The 17,731-nt window shown below is 39.3% G+C and carries 22 protein-coding genes; 14 read left to right on the plus strand and 8 right to left on the minus strand.

Annotated elements, in window-relative coordinates; all coding sequences use genetic code 11:
- Position 1: 1 nt before the first annotated feature.
- The 4 genes from H729_RS06360 (at position 2) to H729_RS10020 (ending at position 3,375) form a co-directional block, all read left to right on the plus strand.
- Positions 2–1,243, plus strand: coding sequence for a 3-isopropylmalate dehydratase large subunit (locus H729_RS06360; protein WP_020449185.1), 1,242 nt, complete (start codon positions 2–4; stop codon positions 1,241–1,243).
- 9 nt (positions 1,244–1,252) lie between these two features.
- Positions 1,253–1,735, plus strand: a complete 483-nt coding sequence (locus H729_RS06365) for a LeuD/DmdB family oxidoreductase small subunit (RefSeq protein ID WP_020449186.1) — start codon at positions 1,253–1,255, stop codon at positions 1,733–1,735.
- The gene (locus H729_RS06370; protein ID WP_020449187.1) at positions 1,735–2,847 is read left to right on the plus strand and encodes an isocitrate/isopropylmalate dehydrogenase family protein; all 1,113 of its coding nucleotides are present in this window, start codon (positions 1,735–1,737) and stop codon (positions 2,845–2,847) included. The genes H729_RS06365 and H729_RS06370 overlap by 1 nt, the downstream gene beginning before the upstream one ends.
- A 378-nt stretch (positions 2,848–3,225) precedes the next feature.
- Positions 3,226–3,375, plus strand: a complete 150-nt coding sequence (locus H729_RS10020; RefSeq protein WP_172618678.1) for a hypothetical protein — start codon at positions 3,226–3,228, stop codon at positions 3,373–3,375.
- A 312-nt stretch (positions 3,376–3,687) separates the two neighbouring features.
- Here the strand turns inward: H729_RS10020 and H729_RS09900 are convergent, their stop codons facing one another.
- A complete protein-coding gene (locus H729_RS09900) occupies positions 3,688–3,954 on the minus strand; it encodes a hypothetical protein (protein ID WP_147554406.1) in 267 nt (88 codons plus the stop codon).
- A gap of 794 nt (positions 3,955–4,748) precedes the next feature.
- On the opposite strand from H729_RS09900, the gene H729_RS06380 reads away from it, so the two are divergent.
- Positions 4,749–5,111, plus strand: coding sequence for a hypothetical protein (locus H729_RS06380; RefSeq protein ID WP_020449189.1), 363 nt, complete (start codon positions 4,749–4,751; stop codon positions 5,109–5,111).
- A gap of 208 nt (positions 5,112–5,319) precedes the next feature.
- On the opposite strand, the gene H729_RS06385 is transcribed toward H729_RS06380, so the two are convergent.
- The 3 genes from H729_RS06385 to H729_RS06390 all read right to left on the minus strand — a co-directional run bounded on the left by H729_RS06385 (position 5,320) and on the right by H729_RS06390 (position 6,046).
- Complete coding sequence (locus H729_RS06385) at positions 5,320–5,559, minus strand: hypothetical protein (protein WP_147554407.1); 240 nt, start codon at positions 5,557–5,559, stop codon at positions 5,320–5,322.
- An 18-nt stretch (positions 5,560–5,577) separates the two neighbouring features.
- Positions 5,578–5,718 carry a hypothetical protein gene (locus tag H729_RS10025; protein WP_172618679.1) on the minus strand — a complete coding sequence of 47 codons (141 nt, stop codon included), beginning with the start codon at positions 5,716–5,718 and terminating at the stop codon, positions 5,578–5,580.
- Between the two features lie 115 nt (positions 5,719–5,833).
- Positions 5,834–6,046 (minus strand): zinc ribbon domain-containing protein, encoded by a 213-nt coding sequence (locus tag H729_RS06390; protein ID WP_020449191.1) that lies wholly within the window; start codon positions 6,044–6,046, stop codon positions 5,834–5,836.
- 116 nt (positions 6,047–6,162) lie between these two features.
- On the opposite strand from H729_RS06390, the gene H729_RS06395 reads away from it, so the two are divergent.
- The 5 genes from H729_RS06395 to H729_RS06415 are packed head-to-tail and all read left to right on the plus strand — an operon-like array spanning position 6,163 to position 10,131.
- A complete protein-coding gene (locus H729_RS06395; RefSeq protein WP_020449192.1) occupies positions 6,163–6,699 on the plus strand; it encodes a hypothetical protein in 537 nt (178 codons plus the stop codon).
- On the plus strand, positions 6,696–7,820 hold the full coding sequence (locus H729_RS06400; protein WP_020449193.1) for an SPFH domain-containing protein: 1,125 nt from the start codon (positions 6,696–6,698) through the stop codon (positions 7,818–7,820). The genes H729_RS06395 and H729_RS06400 overlap by 4 nt, the downstream gene beginning before the upstream one ends.
- A gap of 4 nt (positions 7,821–7,824) precedes the next feature.
- A complete protein-coding gene (locus tag H729_RS06405; RefSeq protein WP_020449194.1) occupies positions 7,825–8,571 on the plus strand; it encodes a hypothetical protein in 747 nt (248 codons plus the stop codon).
- A 1-nt stretch (position 8,572) separates the two neighbouring features.
- Positions 8,573–9,583: a hypothetical protein gene (locus H729_RS06410; RefSeq protein ID WP_020449195.1), complete on the plus strand. Its 1,011-nt coding sequence runs from the start codon at positions 8,573–8,575 to the stop codon at positions 9,581–9,583.
- Positions 9,580–10,131, plus strand: a complete 552-nt coding sequence (locus H729_RS06415) for a hypothetical protein (protein WP_020449196.1) — start codon at positions 9,580–9,582, stop codon at positions 10,129–10,131. Before H729_RS06410 ends, H729_RS06415 begins: the two co-directional genes overlap by 4 nt.
- Before the next feature lie 331 nt (positions 10,132–10,462).
- Here H729_RS06415 and H729_RS06420 read toward each other — a convergent pair whose 3' ends face one another.
- Positions 10,463–10,852, minus strand: coding sequence for a hypothetical protein (locus tag H729_RS06420; RefSeq protein WP_020449197.1), 390 nt, complete (start codon positions 10,850–10,852; stop codon positions 10,463–10,465).
- A 344-nt stretch (positions 10,853–11,196) separates the two neighbouring features.
- Between H729_RS06420 and H729_RS06425 the strand changes: the two genes are divergently transcribed.
- The 4 genes from H729_RS06425 to H729_RS06440 are packed head-to-tail and all read left to right on the plus strand — an operon-like array spanning position 11,197 to position 15,115.
- Positions 11,197–12,582 carry an iron-hydroxamate ABC transporter substrate-binding protein gene (locus H729_RS06425; RefSeq protein ID WP_020449198.1) on the plus strand — a complete coding sequence of 462 codons (1,386 nt, stop codon included), beginning with the start codon at positions 11,197–11,199 and terminating at the stop codon, positions 12,580–12,582.
- Between the two features lie 36 nt (positions 12,583–12,618).
- A complete protein-coding gene (locus tag H729_RS06430) occupies positions 12,619–13,107 on the plus strand; it encodes a hypothetical protein (protein WP_020449199.1) in 489 nt (162 codons plus the stop codon).
- Positions 13,108–13,129: 22 nt separating this feature from the next.
- Positions 13,130–14,296 carry a FecCD family ABC transporter permease gene (locus H729_RS06435; protein ID WP_020449200.1) on the plus strand — a complete coding sequence of 389 codons (1,167 nt, stop codon included), beginning with the start codon at positions 13,130–13,132 and terminating at the stop codon, positions 14,294–14,296.
- Positions 14,297–15,115, plus strand: a complete 819-nt coding sequence (locus H729_RS06440) for an ABC transporter ATP-binding protein (protein ID WP_020449201.1) — start codon at positions 14,297–14,299, stop codon at positions 15,113–15,115.
- A gap of 18 nt (positions 15,116–15,133) precedes the next feature.
- Here the strand turns inward: H729_RS06440 and H729_RS06445 are convergent, their stop codons facing one another.
- The 3 genes from H729_RS06445 to H729_RS06455 form a co-directional block, all read right to left on the minus strand.
- Positions 15,134–16,114, minus strand: a complete 981-nt coding sequence (locus H729_RS06445; RefSeq protein ID WP_020449202.1) for a radical SAM protein — start codon at positions 16,112–16,114, stop codon at positions 15,134–15,136.
- A gap of 4 nt (positions 16,115–16,118) precedes the next feature.
- Positions 16,119–16,562, minus strand: coding sequence for a C-GCAxxG-C-C family protein (locus H729_RS06450; protein ID WP_020449203.1), 444 nt, complete (start codon positions 16,560–16,562; stop codon positions 16,119–16,121).
- Positions 16,563–16,689: 127 nt separating this feature from the next.
- Positions 16,690–17,724: a uroporphyrinogen decarboxylase family protein gene (locus H729_RS06455; RefSeq protein WP_020449204.1), complete on the minus strand. Its 1,035-nt coding sequence runs from the start codon at positions 17,722–17,724 to the stop codon at positions 16,690–16,692.
- Positions 17,725–17,731: the final 7 nt, after the last annotated feature.

The following is a 17,731-nucleotide window of genomic DNA, read 5'->3' on the forward strand; positions in this document are numbered from 1 at the left end:
AATGGTAGATACAAAAACAATCGCTGAAAAGATAATGTCCACAAAATCTGGGATCGATGCACATGCTGGACAGATCGTTGAAGCTGAAATAGACTATGTTATGGCGAATGATGTAACGGCCCCTATCGCATTCAGAGAGTTTGAAGCACTGGGGAGAGAACCAGTAAGAGATAAGATTGTTCTGATTCCAGATCATTTTGTACCCAATAAAGACATTGCTTCTGCAGAACAGGCTGCGGAGATGAGACGTTTCGTTAAAAAATATAACCTTAAAAATTACTTTGAAGTTGGAAGGGGCGGCGTATGTCATCAAGTAATGGTGGACGAGGGCTTTGCAGCTCCGGGCAGACTAATAGTCGGAGCAGATTCTCACACCTGCACATATGGAGGTCTGAATGCATTCTCTACGGGGATAGGAAGCACTGAAGCTGCTGCCTGTTTTGCAGAGGGCCGTCTCTGGTTCAAAGTACCAGAATCCATTAAAGTCAAAGTAAACGGAAAATTCAAAGAATATGTTTCAGGCAAGGACCTTATTCTAAAAATCATATCAGACATCGGTGTTGACGGCGCCAACTATAAAGCATTTGAATTCTGCGGAGATCTTCAAAACGTCTCGATATCTGACAGACTTGCAGTAAGCAACATGGCCATAGAAGCTGGAGGAAAAGCCGGAATATTCCCCTGCGACAAACTTACTGAAGATTTTCTGAAAGGAAGAGTAAGAGGAGAATATACTCCAGTAGCCCCGGATGCCGATGCAACATATTGCAGAGAGCTTGAGTATAATCTTGATGATTTGGATTATATGGTAGCTTTTCCCCATCTGCCGGAAAACGGAAAAAATGCCAGAGACGTAGTTGTTACTATAGATCAGGCATTTTTAGGATCGTGCACCAACGGCAGGATCGAGGATCTCAGAGTAGCTGCTAAAATCATAAAAGGAAAGAAAATTCATCCAGATGTTAGGATGATTGTCGTTCCTGCATCAACAGAAATATACAACCAGGCGATGGATGAGGGGCTGCTCAAAATCTTCAGCGAGGCTGGTGCGTTTGTTTCCGGTCCGACCTGTGCTGCATGCTTAGGAGGGCACATGGGAGTATTGGCTGCCGGTGAAAAATGCGTTTCCAGCACCAACCGTAACTTTATAGGAAGAATGGGTGACAAAGACTCTGAAGTTTACCTTGCCGGACCGGCTGTCGTAGCTGCAAGTGCTTTGACTGGTAAAATATCAGTCCCCTGAGGTGATTATATGAATACAATTAATGGAAAGGTTTGGAAATTTGGGGATCATGTCGATACAGACCAGATAATTCCTGCTGAACGACTCACTAGCCAGAATAATGATAAACTAGGAACTTTCCTGTTTGAAAAAGTAAGGCCTGGTTTCCCAGAAATGGTTTCAAAGGGGGACATAATAGTAGCAGGAAAGAACTTTGGATGCGGATCGTCAAGGGAGCATGCACCCAGATCACTTATGCAGGCAGGCATAGTCTGCGTAGTGGCAGAAAGTTTTGCCAGGATATTTTACCGAAACTCGATAAATATCGGTCTGATACTTGTTGAGTGCAAAATCGAAGCAGATGAGGGAGATATACTATCAGTTGATGTTGACAATGGAAAAATCATTAATGAAACATCCAAAAAATCATGGTCATTTCCGGAGTACCCGCCGTACATTAAAGAACTGATAGCATCCGGTGGATTAATGGCCAGGCTGAAAGGAGGAAAGTGATGTATAAAATCGCAGTGGTCCCGGGAGACGGCATAGGCCAAGAAGTAATCGCAGAAGGCGTGAAGGTCCTCAATGCATTGGAAGAAACTGCTGACGTGTCATTTTCTCTTGATTATTTAGACATTGGATCAGAAAGGTATCTCCGTACGGGGGAGCTCCTGACCGAAAATGATATAGATGATCTTAGAAAGCATGATGCCATATATTTCGGTGCCATAGGAGATCCGCGTGTAGCTCCTGGAATTTTAGAAAAAGGTATTTTGATATCAATGCGCACAACTTTTGATCAGTATGTGAACACGCGCCCATCCAAAGCATGGCATCCATATACGCCATTAAAAGAAGAGAAAGATTTTGATATAATATTCTTAAGAGAAAACACTGAAGATTTTTACATGGGAGCTGGAAGCAGATTTTCCAACGGCAAAGGTGTTTCTCTAGATCTTAAACGTAAATTATACGATGCAAAGATTACCGTCAGCATGGAAGCCAATACTGACGATGAATTTGCATTTGAGATCGGAATGATGTCTAGAAAAGGCATAGAACGTTTTGCTGATTATTGTTTCAAAACAGCAAAAGATTTGGGAAAAGACAAAGTCACTGCCGTGGATAAAGCCAACGTCTGCACTTCTCTTTATGGAATGTGGAGAGAGATCTTCAAACAGAAATCTCAGGAATATGGAATCGCTCTGGAACACATGTATGTTGATGCTATGGCAATGGCTCTGGTAAGAGCCCCGGAACGTTTCGGCGTTGTTGCCTGCCCCAATATGTTCGGAGACATTCTCACAGACATAGGAGCAGAGATCATGGGCGGATTGGGAGTCGCAGCTTCAGGAAACATATCTCCAAGCGGCGTTTCCATGTTTGAACCAGTGCATGGGTCAGCTCCAGATATTGCAGGGCAAGGAAAAGCAAACCCTATCGCAGCGATATTGGCAGCTAAGCTTATGATTGATAACTTAGGCAGAAGAGATTTAGGCATCCTAATTGAAAAAGCTGTCAGAAAAGCAATGGACAATAAAGATCTGACAGCAGATATGGGCGGTCATCTTAGCACTAAACAAACTGGAGATGCAATTGCAAAATATATTTCAATAGTTGAGTAAGCGGGAATTACCCGCTTACTATAATTTTTAAGTACGGGCTATCAAGAACACTCATCTTAACCAAGCATTTGATTCGATAATATCATCATAAATAAGAATTACAAAAATTGGATGAAATCCAGATTTGAGATCGCATTACCACTCTCCAGCACAATGTGATGCATGAGATATAGATCATTTCGTACAATAGCAAAATGTTCTAAAAACAGATTTTGAAACGATTTGGACATATCCTGTTTAAACGAATGAATATATCGTATAATTTCTTAAGTTTCAATCGAGTATTCATATCAAATTAAACTTGTTCAATGATTGTTCTGTCTTAAATATTGACTGCATTCATGAAAACCAACATTACAATGTGATTATTTTTAACATATGATTACAACTTTTACACACACATTGTATATCAACAGCACATCTAAACATTCATGGCGAAAGAAATCGTCAGAAGAAACATATTTGGAAAGAGTGGAAGAGTTCATGGACCGTCCAGATCTGGTAAAAATCAACACAACGAGTGATTAACTTGAGATAAATCACAATATTTAAAACTGCATAAAGAGAACAACGAATTAAAAAAAAGATGTTATATACTATAGATGAGATATAGAATTGCATAGTTTTAGAGTTTAAAAATAGAATAAAAATTCTGAGACTATCCGGGAGAGCTATATGAACAAGAGTTATTGGATGTAATAACATTGTTTAGTATGGACTTAAGATAACACTTGCAGCATTCCTGTTGCAGGTCTTAAAGCGGCATATGTAATAGATATGTTTGAACTAGCTTATCCAGCAATATCGATATGTAGTTAAGTGAAAAGGCATCAAGATTAGTTATTCATCATAATCGAGAACTCCATCCTGATTTGAATAAAACCTTGAGGCGATTATGGGTAGAAGCGGTGTTGTTGCTATGATAGTTTTAGTATCTGCTACATCTGGTACAGCCATAAATGAATAAACACAAGGATGGAAAATGTCTATGAACAATAAATACAACCATCTGATTGAGGACATTGCAATTGTAATAATAGGATTGATTATATCTTTCTTATTATTGCCTAAATATGGGAATTCAATCGTGATATCAGGGACATTCATCTCTGTAATACTTGGATCGCTCGTATATACTATTCAAGAACATCCAGCAGGACTGCGAAACAGTGCTAAAATCGGCGCAGCAATGTTGCTTGCAATAGTGATAATAGGTATTGCTTTGTCCATCTACGTTGAATATCCAAAATCAGTACTATATTCAACTGCAATCTTATTGGTCGGCAGTCTAACATACTTCAGCTATGCTAGATCAATACAACATTAGACGTATAGATTGGATATTCAGTTCTTAAGAATGGGCAGTATCTGCCCGATCTTTTTTTAATTCAATAATAACACAGGAAAATTTAAGAGAGTGATATTATAGATGATGAATACGGGATGTTGTGTACACAACCATGTTATATATTAGGTTAGATGGCGCATATGCTAACTAACAACATATATTCGCCTAGGACAGTCCTACTTCCTGCAGCCATTTCATATTTTAATTTTTATAGGATTATATTAACGATACCATCATGGTTGAAGTTTAAACTAGAAATCGCCATGGTTGGTATCATAGTTACAACTAGATCCATTATCTAAGTGTGATTTATAACTGATGACATTGTATAATGATACGCAGCATTAATTTTTAGTATTTCCAAATGTTAAAATATATATAGAATGTATTCCATATAGATATTAGATCTGCAAAAGGTATTAACATACAATATTGTCCCCTGATCTTTGATTCGGGAGTTGCTGTTAAAATTAAGCTAATGGGGGTATGAATATGGAGTCCCATATCCATTCTCACCCACCTTAGTAAGTGTAACTCGCAATGATGAGGTATTATGGCCAACAAAGCATATTGGTATGGAGCATCAGCAGGATTCATAGGGATATCTGGACTTGGATTTACACTTTCTCCAGATAATATAGATCAAGCAGTAATATCAGTTCTTATCTGGATGATAAGTGGAATCTTGATTGGGATCTATGGATATTCAAAAAAAACATCCATGACTAAAAAAGAGATATATCAAATTGGATGTATACTAATAGTCTTACCTATAATAACATTCACGCTAAGTTTGATAACTTGGAACCCGATAGGAATTGCATCCTGGGATCCGATTAAACTTATAGCACTTATAGGTATCCCAATAGGAGCAGTAGGTATAATATTGGGCCATAGATCACTAGATATCAAATGATCCAACTGATGAAACTTTTTTATTTTTTTCTTTTCCATGCAATAAAGAACGGCGAAACTTAAGAAATCGTCTATTCTTCTTACAACTTAGATTGAATATAGCGTCTGAATTCATTTCCTCTGTGTTTTAAAGAAACATATTGGTTTTCTAATCATGATGCATTATGCTTACCTGACAACACATCTTTGATCTTGAGCCTCATCGCTTGTCACTTGAGTGCTCTCTGTCTGCATAAGTCTTTCAATTCATACTGCTGACGAGTAGAAACAAATAACATCGATAACTCAATCTCTTTTCTCTTCCAAAGTCTCAGATACTTTCCTAACTTGTCTGAGTCTAACAGGCCTATCTTATCGCCTGTGTCTGTTATCATCTTGAATAACTGAGCACGAATCATATGTGTCTCGATCCTTAAGTCACCAAAGAATCTGTAAGGTAAATACGCCATACGTAGATGATTCCATTATCACGCAGCAATTCGTACTGCTGAGATACTGGCGTATCTTTTCAGACCTGAAACAGACGCTTCAACACTTATCATTTTAACATTCTTGCCTTTGTCGCTGATAACGCTAGCGACAGTGATTGTTCTAGTGCATCCAGTCATATGCATTTCATGCAGCGTACGCTACTTTTTGATTTCACTTTAGGAAAACGTATACCGCACTTTTATCTTAGCTATCATTTCAATATGGAAAATGAGAATTTTCCACATACGCACATCATCTGCCGATTAGGAAATCAAGAATGTTCATGCCGAGCGAAGTTTCTGATCTATATAGTTCTGTATAGCCGCATTTTTTACAGCTTATTGTTATGAATTTTTTTGACTGGATGTCAAAGAGTTTTGAAAGGTTTCCGCCGGTTGCTTGAAAGGTATCATTTTCAAATTCATTGCAGCCACATTTTGGACAGACGTACTGCATTTTTGCCATGACTGTTGCTATAACATATCGAAAAATAAAATCACCGGTAGCTGTTTCATTTTTCTAAATTGAATAACACAGGCAACAAAATTAAGACAACAATGCAATCAGGGAAACGATAAAAAATGTCTGATATTCGTGAAAGAATCGAAGATGACAGAGGATTACTGAAAAAAATCCAGATGTTCGTTCCAGGGTTTCGTGGCTACCGTATAAAAGAAGATATACGCGACGCAGACAGAATGTTGAGGAACCAGTTGGCAGACAACATCGGCTTGTTATGCAGGGATATAGAAAATGCCCGCAGCATGATGCCTATAAAATTTAATTCCAAAGATCCAGAGTATATCGGCGGAATCATTAACAGTTATAAAAAACTCGAATCCCTGGTTCAGCATGCTGAATTCGGATACTCAGGAATAGCTGCTGACATTTCATTCAAAGAAGAGGAATTAGACAGACTGTATGAATTTGATCTTAAGCTGTTTGAAGAGCTTGACGTGATTAAGAAAGAAAATGACAGTTTAAAAAACCACATAACATCAGGCAGTTCTGATTCAATAGTTAATGAAATAATCAATTTAAGGAATTTACTTGATAATTTTGAAACAGAGTTCAACAGACGTATTGATGTCGTACAGGATACAGTGGTGAAACAATGAGCCTCATTGGTGCTGAAACAATAACCTGGGATGACTCCCAGAAACGTCAGAATATTATGTACCGCGTCCCACGCAATATAAGGTACAATGACAATATCGTTGTCAGAGAAGACGAAATAGCAGTATTTTACAGGGATGGAAAAGCATTGGCCTATTTTGACAGGCCAGACCGTTATGCTTTGACCACGACAAATATTCCTGTGGTGGCAAAGGTTGTAGAAGCGCTTTCCGGCGTTAAACAGGAAGCAGAAGTTGTCTACCTGCAAAAGAGAACCTTTGACGGCAAGTTTGGATCTAAACAGCCATATCAGTTCCGCGATGCAGAGTTCGGAATGGTAAACCTGAGACTGTTTGGAGAATTCAGATACAAAGTATCTGCACCAGAGAACTTTGTAAATCAGTTCATAGGTACATTCAATTATTCAAGATCAGATGAAGTTGAAGACCGTATAAAAGAGCAGATTGTAGTTCTGATATACTCAATTCTGGGCGATATGAAAAACCAAGGGATGGGTGTCGCTGATATTGCATCAGCACTTTTGAATATAGAACAAGCGGTGCTTGCAAAATCCAAAGACCACTTTGATCTGTACGGTATAGAGATCGATAAACTTTCAGGATTGTACATCTCTCTTCCAGAAGAAGTGCAGAAAGCTGTTGATACCAGATCATCTATGCAAATCCTCGGAACAGACTATATGGGATATCAGACTGGAAACGCCATGAGAGAAGCTGCATCTAATCCTGCAGGAGGTGCCGCTGGTGCAGGAGTTGGCGTAGGTGCAGGTTTCGGAATGGGATATATGATGATTGATAAGATGAAGCAGGCCCAGAACCAACCCGTTCAGCAGGCATCACAGCCCGTACAGGCTCCTGCGGCACCAACTGCTGCATGTCCATCATGCTCTGCTCAGATAAATCAGGGAAGTAAATTCTGCCCAGAGTGTGGAGCTAAAATAGAGAGTTCCAAAAAATGCCCCAGCTGCGGAGTAGAAGTTCCTGCTAACTCGAAATTCTGCCCAGAGTGTGGAGCTAAAATGACATCAGCAAAGTGCACATGCGGTGCAGACGTTCCAGCCGGTGCAAAGTTCTGTCCTGAGTGCGGAAAGCCTACGCAGTGATGGTATGATTACTATAAAGTGTCCCAAGTGCGTAGCACCGATTGAAATCGATGCTGGAACTAAATTCACAAAGTGTCCATATTGTGATACTCAGATATATATAGACCGCTCAGGCGCTGGATTTTATTATATCATAGATTTTACACTAAACAAAGATGCAGCAATTGGAACTTTCAAAAGATGGGCCAGCGGACCATCAAAAGTTAAGAATCTAGATAAAGCTGCATCAATCACCAACATAAAGAAAATGTTCTTTCCCACATACTTCTTCCGCAGACATGTAGATGGAATAGAAAAAATCATCATTGAACCGGCTCAGTCCACTACTTTGCCTGGTCTGCATAGATTAAAAATTCCAGCTGGTGACTTTCAGATCTTTGACAGTTCTTACAATATAGATGATGCAGAACTGATGGAACCTGATATTGAAATGCTTCATTATTTAGATAGTCTTCCTGGTAGCGGCAAAGAACAAGCCTTGGTATACTTCCCTATATGGATCATTGAATATTCATATAAAGGAACTAATTATAAAGCAGTGATAGACGCTTCATCTTCTGAAGTTTTCGCATCATCATTCCCTACCAGAAGTTCAGCCTCATATCTTGCGATTACTGCCGGCGGATTCGTAGCATTTTTCATAGAAGGAGCATTGGCAGTAAAGTATCCAGTGATTGCTATAGCATTAATGGGAGTTACAGCACTGGCAGTATTTCTTACATCATATAAAATAACTAAGGAGGCTGCGTGATATGCCTGAATTATCAGTAGGTTTAACATGCCCCACGTGCGGCGGTACTATCTCTGTTGGAGAAGGAGAAAAGAATATCAAATGCCAATATTGCGACTCTGCACTGCACATTGACGGCGATGAAGGAGTGATGATTGCTGCTTTTAAGAATAAGGTTACTAAAGAACAGTCAATAGATACTGTCAAAAAATGGTGGAAGAAGGGTCTGAAATCAAGAGATCTGAAGGCTCATGGAAAGATTGTAGAGTGCTACTCAATATATCTTCCATTTTGGAAAATTAAAGCCAGAACTGCCGGCTGGGTCTGTGGCTATGAAGAGCGTCATAGAACGGACAGCAACGGCCACGTACATACTGAAAGAATACCAATGGAACAGATGGTACTGAGAGATACCATTTACAGCAATATCGCCTGTGATCCTGGAGATCTTGGCATTCACAGGCTGCATAATTTTCATGGAGAACTGACATTAGAAGATTTTACCATGCTGCCTACATACGAAGCTGTAACAAGTAGAGATGATGCGTTATCTGCTGCTAGAACGTATGCAATAGACAGCGGGATAGCCAGTGCCGGAGTTCCACACATCACATTTCAGAAAGTGAGCGCGATCATACAGGACATTTCTATGATATACTATCCAATCTGGATTGTGCAGTATGAGTACAATGATAGGATATATTTAGCGACTGTAGATGGTGTTACAAACTCACTGTTGTCTGGACGTGCACCCGGAGACGCACTGTTTCAAAGTTTAGCAGTAACTGGAGGTGCAGCTGCAGGCGGCCTTGTAGCTTCACTGTCAATACCGCTCGCGTGGTATTCTTCACCCGAATTGGGAATAATAGGGCTTATATTTGGCGTGGCAATTACAGCAATTGCATATCATTTCTTCCGAAATGGATCCGAAATAATAGAAGGAGACTTTAAGCCAAACAATAAAAAATCTACATCAGATATAATTAATGATTTGAATGAATTGAGTGGTTTAATGGGAGGTATGAGAATATGAAGGTCTCTGCAATCACCTGTCCAAAATGCGGAGCCCCTTCTAAATTAAACGGCACTGATCTTCTGTTTATGTGTGAAAGATGTGAGACTCTTCACGACATTGAAGAAAATACATCGCGTATGATCGAGTATGAAGTTGTTAGGCCCGATAATGAAGATGACAGAACGCAGTATCTGCCAGTCTGGAAATTAAAATCAGAGTTTACTGTTAATTCTTCACAGTCTGATGGATTTTGGTCATCAATATATAGAACGGATGATGCAGGTAAAAGAGAGCTTAATATTTTCATTCCAGCGTGGGATACAGACCCGACATCATTCAGATCATGGGCGATCAATCTCACAACTAAAAAATGGAATTACAGGATGGGTGGCAGAATCGGAAGACACAAACGGGTTCCAGCAACAGTATCAAGAAAACAAGCACATGAACTAGCTGATTTTGTTGTTGTCACAATTGAAGCAGAAAAACCTGGAACAATGCAGTATCTCGATTACAGCCTGAAGATACTTGACTCATCTGTTGTATATATTCCACAAACCATTTGATTGACAGAAAACTGTCAATTTATATTTTTATTAATTATCCCGGCAGTATATCTTGCATGACTAAATGATCATTTTTATTCTGTTCACAAGTTTGCAGCTATTATTTCAAATTCTGTGCAGATTGAACTTTACTAATTGATTAGCGAAGTTATACTGAAGGATTGTATATCACCTACCAGTTAAAATCTGAATGTGGATCTTTCGGCTCTTTTCTGCATAAGATTGCAGAGAATACATTTAGCTAACAGAAGTAAACTGTTTTAAAAAAAATTATGAGTCTCGAAAAGACTCACTAAGTTTGTCAGGTACAAGGAAAACGACGGGATAGTTTTTACTTTCTCACACCAAGATAACTTACTAAACCCTGAAATACACAGTTTGCAAGTATAAATTCAGAGCTTACAGCATAAAACACATCATAAACATCTGGATAGATCATGTCATATGCAATTGTGATGGAAATTATAAGAATTACTACAATTGCAAAAATTTTAAAAACTGATGAATTTATTAAAGTTATCCAGTTGATATTCATACTTGCAATTGTAAGTAAAAACATAATAAAAATTAAATAAACTATAATCTGAAGATAAAATTCATAGTTAATCTCATCAAATGTTTGATAAGTGTATAAGATTAGCAGAGCTAATGTTGCCATTAAACCTACAACCACAACTATGGATGGTTTCTTCATAGTGTTTAAATGTCTTATTTCGCTCATATGATTCGCCTCACACTGTATATAATTTAAATGATTTAATACCTTCAAAGTTACAATTTAAAATTACTAGAATAGTCAAACTCATTGAAGGCTTGATTTTTGTTTTTCAAATATTCTGATACCTTGAAGACTGCGAGTCATGATCCTGCCACTGGACGGATCCTCATGCTTGGAGTTAATTTGGAGTATGCTGAGTATAATAATGGTCTTTGATGGAGTTACAATCTGCAGAATTTATTCTGGTACACATCATTTTAGAAGTTATATTTTAAATCAAGAACGATCGAGTATCAATAATACTTAAATATGATTCAGTAATACATACAGTAGATTTAGTAAAATTTGTGCGGGGGATTGACATCAATACGAAAATTATAGCAGTTGTCGCTGTAGTAGTGATTGTAGCTGCTGCTGGAGGAGCCTATATGCTGATGAGTGACAGCAGCGGTAGCAAAGAATACAATACTGATGAGTATCCATCACGCCTGATGGTTCTCGGAAATGCCAATCTGGATGATTATTTGGATGAAAGGGATGTTGCATATCTGGAAAATATCATAAAGCAAGAGAAAATTGATTATGATAATTATTTCATGTGTGATGCCAACTTTGACAAGGTGATTGACGAACAGGATGTTGATTACCTAAAAAAGATGATTGCGGAGCAGTGGGATGATATTACTTATGCCTATTACGTAAATGTTGATTACAAAGTCTGTAAGTTTGACATGACTACTTCTAAGAAATGTATCACGCTTATTGCACCTCCATTAGATAATGTTCTTATTCTTAACAGCAGCCTTGTGGTTGGTGTAGACAACAGGATAACTACAGGCAAATATGCTGAGGAGTACAATACGGTTTTAGACATCAGTAAACTGGTAGATGTCGGTAACTGTAATGACCCAGACAAAGAGAAAATATCTCAGGCTTCTAAAGACAACGGCGGTGAAATGATAGTTGTCTGCGGTACTCAGGAATCATATGGACCGAATATGGAGGAAGCATTAGCCGGTTCTGGAGTTCAGATATTACGTCTGCCTTCATGGGAATATGGTGCCACTACACAGGGATTTATTACTCTTGGATATCTGCTTGACGAGCAGGATAACGCTTACAAATACATGGAGTGGTACGATGGCGTTGAAAAGATGGTGCAGGAGATCATCAAAACTATTCCTGAAAAAGACCGTCCATGGGTTGCAGCAGCGTATGCTCATACGGATTCTCTTCAGCTCCTGGGAGAGTACACTGGCGAATATGCCAATCTTATGAAGCTCGGCGTTAAAGATGTTGCAGAGAAATATCTTAATGGTCAGCAGACCGGCGGCCACGGCAATGCTATCAGCAATGAGGCCGTTTCAGCAATGGTCGATCAGTATGGTATGCAGTATCTGATCGGTATGGTTGGGGCGCCGTTCCAGACACAGGGTGAATATCAGGCAATGGTTAATACATATAATACATGGAAAAATGCCATTGGCCCTGCTTTAGACGAATGTGAGTTTGCTATCTGCGGCTACTCGTTCAGTTCAGGAGTATCGGAAGTTCTTAATCAGTTGATTCTTGGTAAATACATCTATCCTGACTATTTCGCCGATGTCGATGTCGAGAAATATGTCAATGAATACTGCCAATTCTTGGGAATAGATGATAAATGGACTTATGACAGTATGAACCTCTTGTACTGCAACGATCCCAGCCAAGATATTATGAACAACCGCGGCTGAACAGGGCCGTGGTCCCTTTTTTATTTTGGAGGAATAATGTCCAGCTCAAAATCTAATATGATAGTGGTTCTGATTGCTACTGTTGCTCTTATAGCTGGTACGCTGACAGTATACTCAATCGGCGAACTGCTTAACAACCAGACAGAAGATCCTCGCGAATCTCCACATAATTACTCTGTTACAGGTCTTATTGAAAACATAACCTGTAATGGTGAAGGACATTCGAAGCTCACACAGGAGTCTGATCTATATTTCACTTATTCCTTTAATCTTAAAATTACATGTGATGATGGGAATCAACATACATTTGATTTTGGAATGATCTTTGATGCAGATGATAATCAGCCGCAGAACGGTTTGTACACTTATCTTGGCACAGAGAATCTAGGTGATACAGAACTCAGCATTTGGTCACACTCAGAAAACGGTTATGAATATCGATTTTACGTTGGAGACAACTGCTTGGTAGAGAAATTTGAGATTGCTTCCCAGATTTTGTCTTTGACAGGTCAGATCACATCCTGAAATATTGTTACATGGTGAAATCATGGCCAATATAAAAATTAAAAATACTTTGCGGGATGTTAAACTCCATACACGCATCAGCGGTTACACTCTCAACCGCATTCGCCCGCAGGCTCTGCAGGGAAATGAAAATGAAACGGACCTAGTCGTTCATCAGTATAAAGCTTACAAATATTCTAAGTATATTTTTCTGCTGGGTTTCGTAGTATTGTTCTTTGTGCTCGTTGGTCTTACACTTGGCATCGGAGCATACAAGATTTCTTTTACAGAGGTTTATCAGATCATCATTGACCGCTTTTTGAACTGGAATCTTTGGGAAGAGACAAAGACAATCTCTGAATCTGTGGTGTGGGATCAGCGCATGCCAAGGATGCTGACGGCAAGTTTCGTAGGTATTGGTTTGGCAGTAGCCGGAACTGCTATGCAGAGTATGATGAAGAATCCTCTGGCTGATCCATATACTACGGGGATATCGTCAGGCGCGGCTTTTGGTGCCACATTGGCAATTACAATGGGTATTTCTGTTGTATCTGGCTACTATGGACAGATTTTAAACGCTTTCATTTTTGCAATGGTACCTGCACTAGTGATTCTTCTTCTTTCTCGCTATAGGCGGCCATCGCCAGCTATGATGATTCTCACTGGAATTTCCATCATGTACATTTTCAATGCTGTGCAGTCCTTCATGATGTTGCAGGCTGATCCCAACGCTGCTTCTGCTGTTTATAAATGGACTGTCGGCAGTATTGGAACGTCTAGTTGGAGCACACTACCATTCATTGTTATCATTGTCGCAGTCGGCACAGCAGCCATCCAGCTACTCACTAAAACTCTGAATACTATGAACTCTGGCGATTCATATGCCAAAAGCCTTGGTATAAATGTGGATCGTGTGCGCATAGTGACAATGGTAGTTGTGTCATTATTGGCTGCAGGCATTGTCAGTTTTACCGGCATTATAGGTTTTGTAGGACTGGTTGCACCCCACATTGCACGTATTTTTGTTGGTTCAGACAATAGAATTTTGGTTCCCGCATCAGCTCTTATGGGTGCTTGTCTAATGATTTTTTCTGATACCATTGCCCACCTAGTGTCGCCGTTTGAGCTGCCGATAGGAATAGTAACGGCATTAATTGGCGGACCGCTGTTTATGATTCTTATTCTTCGACAGAAGAAGGAGGTCTGGTGAATGGCAGTAAATATTAAAACAGAAAGTTTAGGTGTAAAATACGGGGATGTCCGGGTCTTCAAAAATATTAATCTGCATATTGAAAAACCAGGTTTAGTCAGCATTCTTGGACCCAATGGAGTTGGTAAATCAACATTCATGTACTGTATCAATAAGATTCTCTCACCTACTGAGGGGCAGGTCTTTCTGGATGATGCCAACGTTCAAGATCTTGACTTCAAAGATGTTGCTAAGTTTATTGCCTATGTCCCGCAGATCTCCAATGAAACTTTCTCCATGCCGGTCATGGATACAGTTCTAATGGGTCGCTACCCACATACTGGCTATAATACTTCTGAAGAGGATCTGCAGATTGCCGCCCGCTGTCTGAAAATGATGGGCATCACTGATCTGGCAATGAGAAATTTCGATGAACTTTCAGCAGGTCAGCATCAGAAAGTAATGATCGCCCGTGGTCTTGCTCAGGAGCCTAAAATTCTGATGCTTGATGAACCAACATCCAATCTGGATATTTATCACCAGATTTACGTTATGAAGCTTCTCAGGGATATTGCCCACGAGCAGGGAATTACAGTTCTCGTCATATGTCATGATCTTAATATTGCGTCACGCTTTTCAGACAGGATCATATTATTTTCTCAAGGAAATGTGCATATTGACGGGTCAGCGGAGGAAGTAATTACAGAAGAGAATATTCTGGATGTTTATGGTGTACGTTCAGACGTTATCACTGTTGATGGACGCCCATATGTTATTTTCCATGCTGATGATTCGATAATTCCCAGTAATAACAAAAATGCATCTTCGCCTGAGGAATGAGTTAAAAGAATTAGCTGGTCATATTGAATAACCAGCTTCTCTAAACATCTTTTTTGCATCTTCTATTCTGAAGCCTTTCCAATCATCACAGCATTCAGTTTCGCTTCTGGGAATAGCGCCTTTTTCAACGACCATAACATTAGCTCCATATCTAAGAGCCTTTTCACTTGGTGGATGCACGCAGATCTCAGGCATATTGATTCCTCCAGCAATCCTTGTTACAGCCACAACCTGCGCTAGGCGGTCTTCATCTACTTCTTTGCTACCTTCAAAAGGAGTGTTAGCTATGTTTACTCTAGCCATTGAACCACATAAGAATGCGTTATTGTCAAGCGCTACGCTCAGGACATCCATGATCTCCTGGCTGGTATGTTCAGGACCCAGTGGCTCTACAAGATATGCTAATTTCATGGGAGAATCTCTTACTGCATTAATGGTCCTTATGCGGTCCTTTGGATCAAAAGGTGTAGCTTTTCCTTCTCCAAGTCTTAGAGTGTGGTACACGATATCTATGCCGGACTCGGCAAATTTATTTGCCATATTAAGATCAAATTCACCAGTGTTTACCACCAGCCCGTAATCTCCAGCTACTTCCTTTCTGATTTTTTTTGCGATATTACAAAGTCTGTTTAGATCGAAAAATTCTGTAGTGCGCAGCGTAACCCAGGATGCGCCTTGATTAACAAATCCAATGGCATTTTTGATGATTTCCTCATCAGTAAGTTCGTGGGAATCATTCATTAATTTCCATTTTTCACCGAATGAACAAAACTCGCAGTTCATTGTGCAGGGCCGGTAATCCACTCCTATTGCACTCCAAACCTTGCCTTTGTTGCCTATCGATCTGGCTATATCTCTTGCAGCGGCTCCTAAATATTCAGTCTCTTCAGAAAGAGGGTCCAAATCCAAAAATTTTTTGAGTGCGTCCCGGTTTACTGCTTTGCCTGCAAGAGTTGCACTTTTAGCATCATCTATTAGTTTTTTTATATCTTGATCCATACGATCACGGCTTATCTTCTGATAACATATCTTCTGCGATCTGAATTGTTCTGCAGACCAGTTTTGGACAGAAGTTTTCGAATAAACCCTTTTCTTCAATCATTTTCATTTCTTCAGGCACTGATAGGTCATAACCCATAATTTTGCGACATACAACAGATCCGTATTCTTTTTCGAATTTACTCTTAAATTCCATCAGTTTAGACATCCCGATATTCTGAGCATCAACATCTCCTTCTTTGCAATGTCCATACTTTAGTCCAAGTGCCATAAGAGCCCCGGTGAATGCACCGCAGACTTCACCAGACCATATCCCGCCTCCGAATAAAGATGCTATCTTTCTGGCATCGTCTTTGTTTATGCCAACATCATCTGACAATTCTGAAAATACGATCTGTGAACATGCAATACCATTTTTGAAAAGATCAGCTACTGTTTTCTCATCCATTTGTATACACCCGGCTATACAATTGATATACTGAATGATAAATGTTATTATTTCATTTTATAATTACACAATGAAAATTGTTAGCAGAATAATGCACCCATTGTCAGCAAATGCTTAAAATCCAATATTATTTTGAGTCAAACTCTTTTACTGCACTGACCATCGTTTTAACGTTTTTAATTGAAATACCTCTATGAAGAGAGCATGAACACATAAAAATATAATCTTCCTTAGAAAGGTCTTTCATATATTTATTACAATCATTAATTATTCTTTCATCTGGCCCCAGCAAAAGACTGTCTGTTACATTAATCCCGCCTAATATGCAGCACCTATTCTTTGTATGCTGTAAAATTATATTATGATTATTTTGTTCAGCAAATTGAAATCCGTCAATTCCGAGATCAATAGTTTTATCCAATGTGCTGCTCAGCTCATCAGATGAAAAATCACCATGCGGATGAAATACAACAGGCAAGCCCAACTTATGAATTTTATTTATTAACTGAGACATGTACTTCAGCGTAATCGATTCGTATACTTCAGGGCCGATCATATCTGGATTATCTGAAGCGGCAGCAAAAAATATAGCATCTGCTGATTGATTTTCAGCCAATTTTTCGATATAACTCATTGCTCTTTCCACACCCAATTCCACAATTTCAAGAGCAAATGTCTGATCTAAACTCAGATCCATCATTAAGTTCTCCAGGCCTCTGTATATCCCAGCTCTGGTCACAGGTGCTTCTAAGTTTCCAAAAACAGCAAGGTCTGGAGAGCTTGATTTAACAATGTCATATGACCTGACTACTTGTGTATAGTCATACTCTCTTTCTTTAAATTTATAGAAATCATCTGGAGATGAGAATGGATGTCTTTGAACATAGGGAATTCCTCTTTCTGGATATCTCATCTCACCTCCGAAACATTCAACATTAAATCCTGCAGAATGTATGCATCCTACTACTGCATCATGATGTGTGATTTTTTGAAGAGCGAGTACTGCCTTGGCGGCTAGATCTGCGTTATACTCATCTTTAAAGATCTTTTCAGTTGAGATGTCTAATGCATCCAGTCCTAAAGTTAAATCACGTGGGAATACTGGAGTGCCTCCAATTGGGTTCAACGCCAGCCTAGACATTACTTGCTCTTTTGATGTCATGATATCA

It is taken from the genome of Candidatus Methanomassiliicoccus intestinalis Issoire-Mx1 (assembly GCF_000404225.1).
Lineage (GTDB): Archaea > Thermoplasmatota > Thermoplasmata > Methanomassiliicoccales > Methanomassiliicoccaceae > Methanomassiliicoccus_A > Methanomassiliicoccus_A intestinalis.